The organism is Amycolatopsis sp. NPDC047767 (assembly GCF_040704195.1).
Taxonomy (GTDB): Bacteria; Actinomycetota; Actinomycetes; order Mycobacteriales; family Pseudonocardiaceae; genus Amycolatopsis.
Map to the genome: position 1 here is coordinate 321,114 of NZ_JBEYSJ010000004.1, position 13,967 is coordinate 335,080.

Annotated in this window: 15 protein-coding genes; 3 read left to right on the forward strand and 12 right to left on the reverse strand. The window is 71.7% G+C overall.

Features of this window, described 5'->3' with window-relative positions:
* Positions 1 to 389 precede the first annotated feature (389 nt).
* From AB0878_RS10345 to AB0878_RS10400, 12 genes are all read right to left on the reverse strand, one after another.
* Positions 390 to 1,817: a UbiD family decarboxylase gene (locus AB0878_RS10345; RefSeq protein ID WP_366578470.1), complete on the reverse strand. Its 1,428-nt coding sequence runs from the start codon at positions 1,815 to 1,817 to the stop codon at positions 390 to 392.
* 82 nt (positions 1,818 to 1,899) lie between these two features.
* Positions 1,900 to 3,168 (reverse strand): YeeE/YedE family protein, encoded by a 1,269-nt coding sequence (locus AB0878_RS10350; RefSeq protein ID WP_366578472.1) that lies wholly within the window; start codon positions 3,166 to 3,168, stop codon positions 1,900 to 1,902.
* Between the two features lie 63 nt (positions 3,169 to 3,231).
* Complete coding sequence (locus AB0878_RS10355) at positions 3,232 to 3,471, reverse strand: hypothetical protein (protein ID WP_366578474.1); 240 nt, start codon at positions 3,469 to 3,471, stop codon at positions 3,232 to 3,234.
* A 158-nt stretch (positions 3,472 to 3,629) separates the two neighbouring features.
* A complete protein-coding gene (locus tag AB0878_RS10360) occupies positions 3,630 to 3,806 on the reverse strand; it encodes a hypothetical protein (protein ID WP_366578476.1) in 177 nt (58 codons plus the stop codon).
* 92 nt (positions 3,807 to 3,898) lie between these two features.
* The gene (locus tag AB0878_RS10365; protein WP_366578478.1) at positions 3,899 to 4,075 is read right to left on the reverse strand and encodes a hypothetical protein; all 177 of its coding nucleotides are present in this window, start codon (positions 4,073 to 4,075) and stop codon (positions 3,899 to 3,901) included.
* A gap of 92 nt (positions 4,076 to 4,167) precedes the next feature.
* Positions 4,168 to 4,356, reverse strand: coding sequence for a hypothetical protein (locus tag AB0878_RS10370; protein WP_366578480.1), 189 nt, complete (start codon positions 4,354 to 4,356; stop codon positions 4,168 to 4,170).
* Between the two features lie 35 nt (positions 4,357 to 4,391).
* A complete protein-coding gene (locus AB0878_RS10375) occupies positions 4,392 to 6,122 on the reverse strand; it encodes a hypothetical protein (protein WP_366578481.1) in 1,731 nt (576 codons plus the stop codon).
* A 59-nt stretch (positions 6,123 to 6,181) separates the two neighbouring features.
* On the reverse strand, positions 6,182 to 7,972 hold the full coding sequence (locus AB0878_RS10380; RefSeq protein WP_366578720.1) for a hypothetical protein: 1,791 nt from the start codon (positions 7,970 to 7,972) through the stop codon (positions 6,182 to 6,184).
* Positions 7,973 to 8,320: 348 nt separating this feature from the next.
* On the reverse strand, positions 8,321 to 10,063 hold the full coding sequence (locus AB0878_RS10385) for a thiamine pyrophosphate-dependent enzyme (RefSeq protein WP_366578483.1): 1,743 nt from the start codon (positions 10,061 to 10,063) through the stop codon (positions 8,321 to 8,323).
* 10 nt (positions 10,064 to 10,073) lie between these two features.
* Entirely contained in the window at positions 10,074 to 10,787 is a 714-nt protein-coding gene (locus tag AB0878_RS10390) for a flavodoxin family protein (protein ID WP_366578485.1), read from the reverse strand.
* A gap of 142 nt (positions 10,788 to 10,929) precedes the next feature.
* A complete protein-coding gene (locus AB0878_RS10395) occupies positions 10,930 to 11,214 on the reverse strand; it encodes a hypothetical protein (protein ID WP_366578487.1) in 285 nt (94 codons plus the stop codon).
* Between the two features lie 102 nt (positions 11,215 to 11,316).
* Entirely contained in the window at positions 11,317 to 12,534 is a 1,218-nt protein-coding gene (locus AB0878_RS10400) for a GAF domain-containing SpoIIE family protein phosphatase (protein ID WP_366578489.1), read from the reverse strand.
* An 85-nt stretch (positions 12,535 to 12,619) separates the two neighbouring features.
* Between AB0878_RS10400 and AB0878_RS10405 the strand changes: the two genes are divergently transcribed.
* The 3 genes from AB0878_RS10405 to AB0878_RS10415 are packed head-to-tail and all read left to right on the forward strand — an operon-like array spanning position 12,620 to position 13,880.
* Positions 12,620 to 13,087: an SRPBCC domain-containing protein gene (locus tag AB0878_RS10405; RefSeq protein ID WP_366578491.1), complete on the forward strand. Its 468-nt coding sequence runs from the start codon at positions 12,620 to 12,622 to the stop codon at positions 13,085 to 13,087.
* Positions 13,084 to 13,434: a metalloregulator ArsR/SmtB family transcription factor gene (locus AB0878_RS10410; protein ID WP_366578493.1), complete on the forward strand. Its 351-nt coding sequence runs from the start codon at positions 13,084 to 13,086 to the stop codon at positions 13,432 to 13,434. Before AB0878_RS10405 ends, AB0878_RS10410 begins: the two co-directional genes overlap by 4 nt.
* On the forward strand, positions 13,431 to 13,880 hold the full coding sequence (locus AB0878_RS10415) for an SRPBCC domain-containing protein (protein WP_366578495.1): 450 nt from the start codon (positions 13,431 to 13,433) through the stop codon (positions 13,878 to 13,880). The genes AB0878_RS10410 and AB0878_RS10415 overlap by 4 nt, the downstream gene beginning before the upstream one ends.
* Positions 13,881 to 13,967 lie beyond the last annotated feature (87 nt).

Here is a 13,967-nt window from a genome sequence, read left to right on the forward strand (position 1 = left end):
GCGCGCCCGTCAGGCTCATCCGGGCAGGTCGGTCACCGTGTCGGCCGCCGAGGTGCGCCGAGCCGGTGGCCTGGATCGGCCCCGGTGTGGCCGGGGAGCTGCGGCGCCTTGCCCAGGCGTGAGGGCTGTCTGTCCGGAGTGGACAGCCCTCACGCCCGGCCGGGCAATCCGCTCACGGCTGAGGTGATTCGCGCGCCCGTCAGGCTCATCCGGGCAGGTCGGTCACCGTGTCGGCCGCCGAGGTGCGCCGAGCCGGTGGCCTGGATCGGCCCCGGCGTGACCGGGGAGCTGCGGCGCCTCACCCCGGCGTGAGGGCTGTCCGTCTGAAGTGGACAGCCCTTAGACCCGGCCAGGCAATCCCGTCACGGCTCAGGCGTCTCCCGCGCCCGTCAGGCCCACCCGGGCAGGTCGGTCACCGCGGTGATCGTTTCGACGGCGTCGGCGTCCACTGCCTGCATCGCGTCCTCCGGGACCCGCGCGCGGGCGGGGAAGACGATCGGCGGGGCGGGTTTGGTGGCGTCGACGATGACGGCGGAGGAGCGTTGGGGGGTGCGGCCGCCGGCTTCGTCGTAGGACCAGTTGGTGGGGAGCAGGCCGCCGGGGCCGTTCCAGCGGGGGATGATCTGCAGGTCCTGCGACGCGTCGAAGCGGGTGCCGATGGCCCAGGCGACTTCGCGTTCGTCGTAGACGTCGATGTCGTCGTCGACGATGACGATGGCGCGCAGGTTCTCCGGCTCGGTGTTGAGGGCGGCGAAGGCGGCGCGGGTGGGGTCGGTGTCGGAGTTCTTGCGGATCGACAGGTAGCAGTGCATGCGGGCGTGCAGCGGGATGTTGACCGCACGCAGGCCCGGCACCTTCTGCTGCACGGCCTCGTGGATGCTGGCGATGCGCGGCAGCGCGCCCATCAGCCGGTGCTCGCGGCCGGAGGCCTGGATGTCCTGGAAGATCGCGTCGCGGCGCATGGTGATGGCGTCGACCTCGATGACGGGCTTGCGGCCGCCACCGACGTAGTGGCCGGGCCATTCGGCGAACGGGCCTTCCTCCTCGAGCTCGTCGGGCAGGATGTGGCCCTCGATGACGATCTCGGCGTGCGCGGGCACGGGGATCCCGGAGGTCACCGTGGGCACCGTTTCGACCGATTCGCCCAGGTACGCGCCGGCGGCGTCGTACTCGCCGCCGATGCCGGGCACGCGCGACACCGCGCCCATGAGGAACGCCGGGTGGTGCCCGATCACCAGCGCGATCGGCGTGGGTTCGCCGCGTTCGGCGTAGCGGCGGTGGATGGTGCCGCCGTCGTGGGAGCCGAAGAACCACACGCCGAGGCGCCGCGGGCCGTAGATGTGGTGGCGGTAGATGCCGGCGTTGATCGCCCCCGACTCGGGGTCACGCGTCACGCCGACGGCCGCGGTGAGGAACGGGCCGCCGTCGAGCTCGTTGTGGGTGGGGATCGGCAGGCGGGTGAGGTCGGCGTCCTCACCGCGCCACACCACCTCCTGCACCGGAGCCGCGCCCGCGAACTCCACGGGCGGGTGCGCGGCCCGGCCCTGGCCCGCGACGGACGAACGCACGAGCGTCTCGACCTCGACCCCGAGGGCCAGGGCCATCCGCTCGTGCGTCGCGACGAGGTTGGTCAGGCAGCGCAGCTCGCTGCCGGCGACGTCGCTGAACAGCAACGCCGGGTACTCGCCGCGCTTGTCGTACCACGCTCCGTAAGCGGTGACACCGAACCGCGGGTCCACCTGCTTCGACACGTGCTTGACCTCGCCCGCACCGGTCGAGACCACCTCCGCGAGAAACGACCGCAGATCCTTCGTCACCGTGAGCCTCCCAAAAGACGTCAGACGTCTGACGCACTATAGGAACGTCGCTCCGGCCCCGACAAGGGTTCCCACCACCTGGTCAGCAGATGCTGTCGCTCGGCCTCGGGTTGGCCAGCCCGAATAGCGGCCGCAGCCGCAGCCCGACCCAGGTGCCACCGAGGGCGAACAGGCCCCACAGCCAGCCGTGCAGGCTTCCGGTGGAGATCCCGGCGAGGTACGCGCCGATGTTGCAGCCGCCGGCGAGCCGCGCGCCGACGCCCATCAGGACCCCGCCGACCACGGCCGCCACCGCCGTGCGCCACGGGATCTCCGCGCGGATCTGCCACGTCCCGGCCGCCGAGGCCGCGACGGCCGCACCCAGGATGATGCCGAGGTCCGTGAGGCTCGTCTTGTCCGTCCAGATCGGGCCGGCCAGCGCCTTGGCGTTGGTGCTCGTCTGCCAGAACTCCCACGTCTCGGGATGCAGGCCGATGAGCTGCAGGAGCTTCGCGCCCCACAGCGTGAACGCGAACGTGACACCCCACGTCGAGCCTGACACGAGGACGACCGCCGCCGCGAGCACACCGAGCACGAGGGCGCCGACCAGCAACGGCCACGAACCCCGCAGGACCCGCGCGAAACCGTGCGCGGTCGGCACGGGTTCGACCGGCGGCGGCGTGCGCCGCGCCTGCACGAGCCGCGTCACCACCACGACCAGCGCGAGCGCGGCCAGCGTGATCGCCCACGAGCCGGCCCAGCCGACGTGGTCGGCCAGCAGGAACCCGGACACCTGCGGCCAGCCGGTGAACACGGGGTAGGCCCAGCTGTAGAGCACCGAGCCCGCGATGAACCCGCCGAGCGTGAGCACGATCGTCGACTGGCCCGCGCCGACGGCGAACAGCGTGCCGGACGCGCACGCGCCGCCCAGCTGCATGCCGATCGCGAACACCGCCGCGCCGACGAACAGCGGCAGGCCGATCGGGCCCGCGGTGAGCTTGGGCGTGGCGCCGAACAGCCCGGCGCCGGTTCCGGCGATGAGGGCGATGAGCGTGGTGGCGGTGCCGAGCAGCAGCGCGTGGGCCCGCAGGCCGGACCCGTTGCCGACGGCGATGAGCTGCCGCCACGCGGAGGTGAACCCGAAGCGGGAGTGGAACAACGCGACGCCGAGCGCGAGGCCCAGAACGAGCAGGATGCCGTACTTGCCGCCGTAGGTGGCCCAGACGTACCAGCTAAGCGCGACACCGAGCACGGCGGCGACCGCCAGCGGCACCACCCGCACCGGCTCCTCGGGCGCGGGCCGGGGCGCCTCGCACGACGTCGGCGACGACAGCAGGAACTGGCCCGCCGGCAAGGGTTTCTTCACGGACATGGGAACTCCAGGGGTCGAGGGGAACCGGCCACGGCGGCGGGCGCGCCGCCGTGGCCGCGGGAATCAGCCCCAGGAGGGCAGCAGCTTGCCCGGCACTCCGCCGACCGACTGGATCAGCCCGAGCGGCGGCACACCCAGCGGGGCGAACGTCCAGATGTTGTTCAGGCCGCTCGTGTCGGGCTCGTCGACGACGACCACCCCGGGAGCATCACCGGTGGCCGCCAGGGCCGGCCCGGCCGCGACGCACACTCCGGCACCGGCGAACGCGGCGATCGCCGCGGCGCGGACGAGGGTCTTCTTCATCGGGTTTCCTTTCGGTGGAAGGTTTTCAGGAGACGGTGGTGATGAGGCCGAACCCCGGCCGCGTCGACCGGCTGCCCGGCAGGGCCGCGGTTGGTGCCGGGGATGGCTTTGGGTCGCCGGTTCGGCGTGGAGGCCGAGATGCCGTTGTGGTGTTCCTTTCAGGACACGATCGTGATGAGGCCGAACGCCGGGGCGAGCAGGTCGACCGGTTGCCGGACCGGGCCCGGGTTGGTGCGTGCGAGGGCTTGGGTAGCCGGTTCGGCGTGGATCCCGGCGCGGGGCGGGGCGTCGTTGTGGTGTTCCTTTCGGGAGACGGTGGTGATCAGGTCGAACACCGGGCGGGCAGTTCGAGCAGTTGCGCGGCAGGGCCGGGGATGGCTTGTAGTCGGTTCGGCGTGGAGGCCGAGATGCCGTTGTGGTGTTTCTTTCAGGACACGATCGTGATGAGGCCGAACGCCGGGGCGAGCAGGTCGACCGGCTGCCCGACCGGGCCCGGGTTGGTGCGGGCGAGGGCTTGGGTAGCCGGTTCGGCGTGGATCCCGGCGCGGGGCGGGGCGTCGTTGTGGTGTTCCTTTCGGGAGACGGTGGTGATCAGGTCGAACACCGGGCGGGCAGTTCGAGCAGTTGCGCGGCAGGGCCGGGGATGGCTTGTAGTCGGTTCGGCGTGGAGGCCGAGATGCCGTTGTGGTGTTCCTTTCAGGACACGATCGTGATCAAGCCGAACGCCGGGGCGAGCAAGGCGACCGGTTGCCCGACCGGGCCGAGCACGCCGCCGAGGTCGACGCCGGGCAGCGCCCAGACGGCGGGGTCCGCGTCGGCCACGCCGGCGCCGAGGGCGGTGAACACGGCGGCCGCGGTGAGGGTGAGCAGGATCCTGCGTTTCATGGGTTTCTCCTTGTGACACTGGGATTTCCGGGGGTTCAGCGAAGGACCGCGGAGATCGGCACGACGGTCCCGTCGGGGACCCACTGGCCGGCGTAGTCGCGGTCCATCACCATGCCGGGGGCGTGGGGCTCCCCGGGGTCCATCGGCATCGCGTTGACCTGGGCCGACGCGTACATCTGCACGTCGCCCGTCAGCGCGGCGGGGCCGAGCCAGCGGGCGAACCCGCCGACGGTCGGGCGCTCGCCGCCGAACGCGTCGCCGAGCGCGACGGCGTAGGCGAGCGCCGTGGGGTCGCGCGGGTCGAAGCGCAGGGGCAGTGACGAGCTGGCGACGGCGTTCACGAGCGGGGCGTTGAGCAGCCACGGCGCGAGGTACAGGCCGTACTGGTAGGTCGGGCGGCTCTGCTGGGCCGTCTTGGCCTGCGTCAGCGCGGAGTAGCCACCGGCCCAGCCGGCCACGACGACCAGCGCGGTGTCCGGTCCGGGTTCGGCCTGCACGGCCAGGCCGTGGCGCGCGGCGGTGTCGCGCACGAGCCGGGAGGCGGCCCGGCCGCGGGGCGAGGTGTCGTCGACGAGTGTGAGCGCGGCGGGTTTGCGGGTGGCCAGGAAGTCGACCAGCTTCACCAGCGCGCCACTGTCCTCAGGGGACAGTGCGTCGGCCGGGCACGACGTCAGCACGTCCCGGCGGCCCGCGACGAGCCTGCCGAGCGCCGCGGACGCGCACTCCGGCGAGTCGGCGGTGACGCCCGGGCCGGGTTCGGTGCCGGCGTCCACCTCGACGGCCGTGGTGGTGTCACCGCGAGTGATGCGCAGGTCGCTGCGCCCGGGCGGCAGGACGACGTCGGCCCACGTGCCCTCCGCGCCGGGCCGCGCGACGGACTGGACGACCGCACCGTCCGCGGCCGTCACCGCGAGATCGGCCCCGGCGCCGGCCGGGAAGTGGACCAGGTTGTGGCCCGGGCGCTGCGGGCTGACCAGGACCGGGTACCCGCCCGCGTCGGCGAGCAGCGGCACACCCGGCACGGGCAGTGGGGGAGGGGCCGGGATCGCGGCGAGCGCGGCCCACGCCAGGAACGCCGGCGCCACACCGACCGCGCCGAAGCGGTACGCGCGCCCGGTGTCGCGGCGCAGCACGACGGCCAGCACCGTCACCGCCAGCGGCAGCACCACGGCGAGCAGCACCGTGAGACCGAACAGCGTCGTGTAGAGCCGCCGGTCGAATCCGGGGCCGGACAGCGCGAGTTCGACCCCACCGGCCAGCACCAGCAGTCCGCCGAGGGTGAGCGACAGCGGCCCGGGCCGGATGGCCGTGGCCCGCCACTGCTCGCCGGGCGAAGCGCTGAGCAGGGCGAAACCGAACCAGACGGTGGCGCCCGCCACGTAGACGAGGTCCGCGGCGAACCCGAGGCCCGAGCGGCCCGCCGACGTCTCGAGCACCACCAGCGCGACGAGCGCGACCGACGCCCACCGCCCGAACCGCGGCCGGCTCACCAGCAGCGGCACGGCGAGCGCGAGCAGGACGTGCACCGCCAGCGCGACCGGGTTGATCGGCACGGCGAAGAACGAGCCTGCGGCCAGCAACGCCGATGCGCCGCCGAGTCCGAACAGGACAGTCCGCCTCCGCCGGCCGAGCGGGCCGGCCAGCGGGGCCAGCAGGCCGCCGCCGGCGAGGAAGGCGGTGGTGAGCAGCAACGCGAGCCGCAGCACGAGCGCCAGCGCGTCCACTCCGGACGAACCGGTGGCGGTCGTGAGGTCGTGGTGATCCATCGTGGACCTTCCGGGGAGGTCCGGTGCCGGGCCACCGAAGCGGACCGGCACCGGAGGGGTCACTTGACGTCGGCGTCCGCGGCCACGAACAGCTCCGAGTGCGGCTTGGCGTTGCCGAAGTCACCGTGCGGCCAGGACTTGCGGTTGAAGTTGATCCCGACCTGACCGGTGAACTCGTCGCGGAAGTTCTGGTCCACGGAGATCTTCCCGTCCGGGCCCAGGTTCAGCAGGTTGACCTTGTGGTCACCGTCCAAACCGGACCGGGCGACGAAGTAGTTCGACACCGCGAGGTGCTGCGGCTGCGTCGTCTCGTGGTAGAACCCGTCGCTGCCCAGCTCGAGGTTGTCGTAGGCGCCCCAGTGCGGGCCGGCCCCCGGCGTGCCGGGGTTGATCGGCGCCGCGCCGACGACCGTCGGCAGGTCACCGCCGCCGCCCTGCTGCGCCTTGGCCTTCGTGTCCACGCGGCCCTGGATGTCCTCGATCCGGTCGCCGGCGTTGACCAGCTTGGAGATGTCGAGCACGTAGACGCCGCCGGTGGTGCCGGGGTCGTCCGCGCCGAGCGTGCCCTTCTGCCGCCCGACGATCGCGCGGTAGAGGTACTTGTCGTCCGGGCTGGTCTGGATCCAGCCGCCGTTGGAGCTGGCGCCGTTGGCGTCGTTGCCCGGGTAGATGGCCTTGTTGGCCGCCCCGTCATCGAACACCTCGATCCAGTGCGGATCCTTCGCCGTGATGTCCGGCGTGTAGAACACCGCGCCGCCCTGCATGGTCTGCGCGAACGCGCCCTTGTGGCCCGGCCGGTTCGTCACCGTGGTCTCCATGACCGCGCGGCTTTCCGAGTGCAGCGGGTCGGCCGGGTCGGCACGCGGGCCGTCCGGCAGGTAGGAGACCGCCTTGAGCTTCGGGTGGTTGCGGTCGGAGATGTCCCACGTGCGCACGGTCGGGCGCCGCAGGTACGGCGAAGGCTGCTTCACCGGGTCGAGGATGATGTTGCGCGGCTCGGCGTAGTCACTGGTCACCAGCGTGTTCAGGTCCTCGCGGGCCTGCACGCCGTGCGGGTTGGCGCACGTCGGTTTCCCGAGCTGCGGGAGGTTGTCGCACAGCTTGGGGTTGTCGCCCTGCGGGGTCGCGGCCGGGTTCTGCGACAGGACCTGCGCGTTCTGGTCGAAGTGCACGACCTCGCCGGGGCTGCCGGCGAACCCGTTGCCGATCTGCGTGCTGCCGTCGGCGTAGGTGTACGGCCCGGGCACGACCGGCCCGCCCATGTACGTCCCGTACGCCGTGCCGTCCTTGAGCACCCAGTACGCGTCGGGCACGGACCCGCCGAGTGTCTGCGTCGGCAGGCTCACGCCCTTGAGTTTCAGCTGCGGCAGCGCACTCACGTCGAACGCGTAGGTCGCCGCGGCGAACAGCGCGCCCGCGTAGATCGTGTCGCCCTTGTGCCACACGTACTGCATGTGGTGCGGCTCGTTCTCCACGAGCGGGCCCACCGTCGCGGTGTTCACGACCTTGCCGTACGACGGCGAGCCCTGCGTCGCGTCGATCACGGCCAGGAAATCGGGGCCGGGCAAGGCGTTCTTCACCTTGTTGAGCCCGCCGCCGAGCGTGCCCGGCAGGTTCTTGACGTCTTTCACGGCGGTGTCGGCGATGTTCTCGTCACCGGCCCACACGAGCAGCCATTTCTTCGGCGTGCCGGATTTCGCGGTGAGATCCTTCGACACCAGGTGGTTCTGCACCCAGTACTGCTTGCCGTCGGCGGCGGTCTTGGTGTCGGTGGACACCTGGACCTCGGCGTACGCGCTCGTGTTCGCCCCGGTGTAGGTCACCGCCGCTATCGCGAGCGCGGTGGCCATCGACCCCGTCACCACCTTCCGCCAACGCGGACTGGATCGCATGCGCGTTCTCCTTCTGATCGTTTTCCGGGCACGACAAAGACACCCGTGGTCCCGTACTGGTTTCTGCGAATCCCGGCGGCTACTCGGTGACGAGCGTCCCGGGTTCGGACATGCGCGAAATAGTTGCGCCATTCAGACCAACCGTCAATCCGGTGATCAATCCCTGAGACGCCGCCGTATCGGGTGAATCCGCGACGCGCGCGTCTTCCCAGCTGAGCCGGTCTGCGTCACCCGACCGTGTGACTGGCACAAAACGAAAGAGGCCCGACCGTCACCGGTCGGGCCTCTGGCGGAAAGCGGGGGTGGCTACGCCTTTTCGTCGACGTCGTGCGCCGAGATCAGCGTCTCCTCGATCTTGGCGATGGCGAAACCCCAGGCCTGGCTGACGGTGGGCTTCGGCGGGATCACGATCTCCTCGGCGTTGGTGACGACGTCGAGCAGCACCGGGCCGGGGTGGGCGAGCGCGTCGCGGACGGTCGCGTCGACCTGGTCGGGGTGCTCGACGCGGACGGCGTGGATGCCGCAGGCGCGGGCGACCGCGGCGAGGTCCGGGTTCTTGAGCACGGTGCCGAACTCGGGGATGCCGCCTTGTTCCTGCTCCAGCTTGACCATGCCGAGGCGGGAGTTGTCGAACACGAAGATCTTCACCGGCAGGTCGTAGGCCGCGACCGTGAGCAGTTCGCCCATGAGCATGGTGAGGCCGCCGTCGCCGCAGAACGCGATGGTCTGGCGGGCGGGGTCGAGCTGGGCGGCGCCGAGGGCGTGGGGCAGGGCGTTGGCCATGGAGCCGAGGTTGTACGACCCGAGCAGCTGCCGGTTTCCGCGCAGGGTCACGAAGCGGGCGAGCCACACGGTGGACATGCCGGTGTCGGAGGTGAACACCGCGTCGTCGGTGGCGTGGCGGTCGATCGCCGCCGCGAGCACCTCGGGGCGGATGGCGCGCTCCCGGTTGTCGAACTGCTTGCGCACGCGGCCGACGATGCTCGAGTCGTAGCCGGGGTCGGCGAGGTGGTGCTGGCGGTCGCGCCAGCTCGTGTAGCGCTCGCGCGACGCGGTGAGGTGCTCGCGCGAGGTCTTCGCCCGCAGCAGCGGCAGCAGCGCGGCCAGCGTCGTGCGGGCGTCGCCGACCAGCGCGTGGTCGACGTGCGTGCGGCGGCCGATGCGCTCGCCCTCGTGGTCGATCTGCACCACCGTCTTGCCCTTCGGGTACCAGTCGCGGTACGGGAAGTCGGTGCCCACCATCAGCAGCACGTCGCCGTGGGTCAGCGCGTGCTGCGCCGCGGGGTTGCCGATCAGGCCGGTTTGCCCGACCTGGTAGTCGTTGTCCCGTTCGAGGGTCTCCTTGCCCTTGAGCGTCAGGACCATCGGCGCGGCAAGGGTTTCCGCCGTCGCCAGCACGTCGTCGCGGGCCGGGCGGGCGCCGGAGCCGACGAGCATGGTCACGGTGTCCGCGCCGTTGAGCACGGCCGCCACCTCGGCGAGCGCGCCGGCGTCCGGGGTCACCGGCGGGTGCTGGCTCACGAACCGCGGCTCCAGCGTGCCGTGCGGCAGCTCGCGGCTCGCGACGTCGCCCGGGAGGGTGAGCACAGCGACCCCGTTGCGCGCGTACGCCGCGTTCACCGCGAGCTCCAGCAGGTACGGGAACTGTGCCGGGTCGGTGATCGTGCGGGAGAACACCGACACGTCGCGGAACACGGCGTCGTTGTCGACTTCCTGATGGTAGTCGCTGCCCATCTCGGCGCTGGGCACCTGGCCGCAGATCGCGAGCACGGGGGTGTGGGACTTCTTCGCGTCGTAGAGGCCGTTGAGCAGGTGCAGCGAGCCGGGCCCGACGGTGCCCATGCACACGCCGATCCGCCCGGTGAGCTGCGACTGCGCGCCCGCGGCGAACGCGCCCGCCTCCTCGTGGCGGACCCCGATCCAGCGGATGCGGGGCTCCTGGCGCAGCGCGTCGGTGATCGGGTTCAGCGCGTCGCCGACCACACCCCACATCGCGGACACGCCGTGGTCGGCCAGGCTTTGCACGAGCATCTTCCCGACAGTGGTCATCGATGTCCTCTCAGCGGTACTCGGGGTTGGGATGGGTGAAGTCGAACCGCTCGCCCTCGTCCCAGGCCGCCCGCTGGTTGCCGTACGCGGGGATTCCGCCCGCGTCCTTCAGCATTTTGGCCAGGTGCATGAGGTTCCACGTCATGAACGTGGTGTTGCGGTTCGTGAAGTCGTTCTCCGGCCCGCCCGACCCCGGGTCCAGGTAGGACGGACCGGGGCCGATCGGCCCGAGCCACCCGGCGTCGGCCTGCGGCGGGATCGTGTAACCGAGGTGCTGGAGGCTGTAGAGCACGTTCATGGCGCAGTGCTTCACCCCGTCCTCGTTGCCGGTGATCAGGCAGCCACCGACTCGTCCGTAGTAAGCGTACTGGCCGGCGTCGTTGAGCAGGTGCGAACACGCATAGAGCCGTTCGATGACCTTCTTCATTTCGGACGAGTTGTCCCCGAGCCAGATCGGTCCACACAGGACGAGGATGTCGGCGGCCAGCACCGTTTCGTACAGGGCGGGCCATTCGTCGCTTTCCCAGCCGCGTTCGGTCATGTCGGGGTACACGCCGACGGCGATGTCGTGGTCGATCGTCCGGATCACCTCGACGTCGACGCCTTCGCGCCGCATGAGCTCAGCGCTCAGGCGGATGAGACCTTCGGTGTTGCTCGGCTCCGGCGAGCGCTTCAGCGTGCTGTTGAAGAACACGGCGCGCAGGCCGTCGAATCGGGGGCTCACGGGCACTCCAGGGTCGGTGGGCGGTCGCCTTCACACCCTAGGGAGCAGCACGCGGAGTCACCATTATCGGAACGTTACGGCGGTTCTCCCGGAAGGGCCGTATCCGCTTCCGGTGGCCGTTGCCGAACTGGCGGGCCGGCGCCTACGGCCGGCGCTGCTCGATCGTGAACCCGAGCTTGCCCAGCACCGCCACCGCGCCCGCCTTGCCGCCTTCGAAGTCGCCGGGGGCGAGGCGCTCGCCGGTGGCGAATTCGTACGCCGTACCGAGCAGCGCCTTGTGCGGGTACCGCTTGCCCTCCCACACCAGTTCGTAGGTGCGCGACGGGCCGAATCCGTGCTCCGCGAAGAACGCCTCCGCCCCGAGCCGGTCGTACTCCCGCGCCGCGCGCACCACGTCCGCCTCGCTGACACGGCTCCAGGACACCATCTTCGCCGCACCTCCCGGGTCGGTCGACACCTCGTGGCCCAGCGTGGGCCCAGCGCCGGGGGCTTCGCATCGGGGAACTCCCCGGTGCGTTGCCGGGCGGGGCTACGGGCGCACCGGCCGCTTGGTCGCCACCAGCAGCGCGACGTCGTCCTGGGCCGGGTTCGAGCCGACGAGCGCGGCCATCACGCGGGCGCACACGGCTTCCGGGTCGCCCGTGGTCATGGCCGTGGTCAGGGCACGCAGGCCGTCGTCGAGGTCGGCGTTGCGGCGTTCGACGAGGCCGTCGGTGTAGAAGCCGAGCGTGCACTCCGGCGGCAGCGCGACCACGGTGTCGCGCCGGTCCGCGGGCGGCAGGCCCAGGCCCACGGGCAGGTCCGGCGGCACGTCCAGCAGGCGCGCGGGCGAGCCGGGCGTGGCCAGGACGGGCGGCGGGTGCCCGGCGAGGGACAGGACGAGGGTTTCGCGGTCCGGCGGCACCACGGCGTACGCGACGGTCGCCATGATGCCCTTCTCGAAGTGGTTCATCTTGCGGCTCAGCTTGGCCAGTGCCTCCGCCGGGCTCGCGGCGTCGAGCGCGTAGGCGCGCAGGGCGCTGCGCAGCCGGCCCATCACCACGGCGGCGCCGAGGCCGTGGCCGGCGACGTCGCCCATCACGATGCCGAGGCGGTCGCCGGGAAGGGGGAACACGTCGTACCAGTCGCCGCCGACCGCGAAGTCCGCGCCGGGCACGTAGCGGGAGGCGAAGTCCAGGCCCGGCACCGAGGCGATGCGCGCCGGCAGGAGGCTCCGCTGCAGGGCGGCCGCCGCCGCCCGGTCCTCGCCCGCGCCCTCGGCCACCATCGTCAGCGCGAGCCGGGCCGCGGCGACCTGCAGGAGCTCGATGTCGTCCGCGTCGAACGCACGCTCCACTGTGGACCCGATGTGCAGCACGCCCACGAGCTCGTCGCGGGCCAGCATCGGCACGCCCAGCAGCACTTTGAGGCCGCGTTCCCACAGCAGCGCGTTGATCACGGTCGACTCGTCGACGTGGTCGATCAGCACCGGCGCCCGCTGCGCCGCGACCCGCCCGGCGAACCCCGCGCCGACCGGCACCCGCACGCCCTGGAAGACCTCTTCCTCGATGCCCGCCGACGCGATGGCGGTGAGCTGCCCGGCGGCCTCGTCGTGGCGCAGCACTGTCGCGGTGTCGACGTCGAACAGCTCGCGGACGCGCTCCAGCAGCGTGCGCAGCAGTGGCTCCAGCTCCAGCCGGCCGAGGGCGGCGTCGGTGATCGCCTCCAGCCGGTGCAGCCGGTCGCGGGCGCCGGGTTTGACGGGCATCGGACCAGGCTACTGGGACACGGAACCTGCAACAGTTGGTTGCGCGTAGAGGAGGCGTCCCCTAACCTGCAACCATCGGTTGCGGATGGAGAGGACGGTCATGGAGTACGGCACCATCGAGCGCGAGATCCGGATCGCGGCGACGCCCGAAGTCGTCTACGAGGTGATCACGCGGCCCGAGCACATCGCGGCGTGGTGGGGTTTCGACGCGGTGTTCGAGGGGACCACGGGAACCCTGAGCCGGACGCGCCGCGACGGGAGCGGGCCGGTCGTCGTGCCGGTGTCCGTCCTCGAGGCGCGGCCGCCGCGGCGTTTCGTGTTCCGCTGGGTACAGCCCGAGGGACAGGCGGCGACGCCGGAGAACTCGTTCCTCGTCACGTTCGAGCTGGTACCCGAAGACGGCGGCACGCTGCTGAAGCTCACCGAAGCGGGGTTCCGCGAGATCGGGTGGGAGGCGGCGCGGCTCGAGGCGTACCACCGCGACCACAGCGCCGGCTGGGACGAGCACCTGCCCAACCTCGCGGCGTATGCGGCCGGCCTGGTGCGCTCGTGATCGACGACGAGCTGTGGGCCGCCCTCGGCGACCCCACGCGGCGGCACCTGCTCGACCTGTTGCTGGCCGACGGGTTCGGCACGGCGACGGGCCTGAGCGAGCACCTGCCGGTGACGCGTCAGGCGGTCGCCAAGCACCTCGGTGTGCTGGAGCGCGCGGAGCTGGTCGTGGCCCGCAAGGACGGGCGTGAGGTCAGGTACGTCGTCAACGAAGCGCAGTTCGCCCGTGCCGTCGCGCAGCTGACCTCCGTCGGCGCGGCGTGGGACGCCCGGCTGCGCCGGATCAAGACGATCGCCGAGTCGATCGAGGCTCTGCGTTCGGCCGAAGGGAAGGAACCCCCGTCATGACCTCGGATTACTGCAAGACCGTCTCGATCGACGCCGCTCCCGACACGGTGTTCGACGCGCTCACCACTGTGACGGGTCTCGGCGCGTGGTGGACCCGCGTCACGGGAACCGGCGACACCGGCGGCGAGCTCCGGTTTTTCTTCTCCCACCCGGACCCGTGCGTGATGCGGGTCGACGAAGCCACCCGGCCGAGCCTGGTGCGCTGGACCGTCACGTCGTGCGACTTCCTGCCGGACTGGGTCGGCACGCGGCCGACCTTCACCCTTGTCCCGGCCGGCGACGCCACGGAACTCCGCTTCCGCCACCACGGCCTGACGGCGGAGCTCGAGTGCATCGCCATGTGCACCCGCGGGTGGAACCACTTCACCGAAAGCCTGCGCGCCTACGTGGAATCCGGCGTCGGCATGCCGAGCGGCAGCCCCGCGGACCTGGCCCGGCGCCGGTGAGTCACGGAAAACGCGAGGTTCCACGCCCTCGGTCCCTTTAGGCTCGGCGGCCTCGCGGCCCGCCGGACCGGCCGCGGAGAAGGAAGC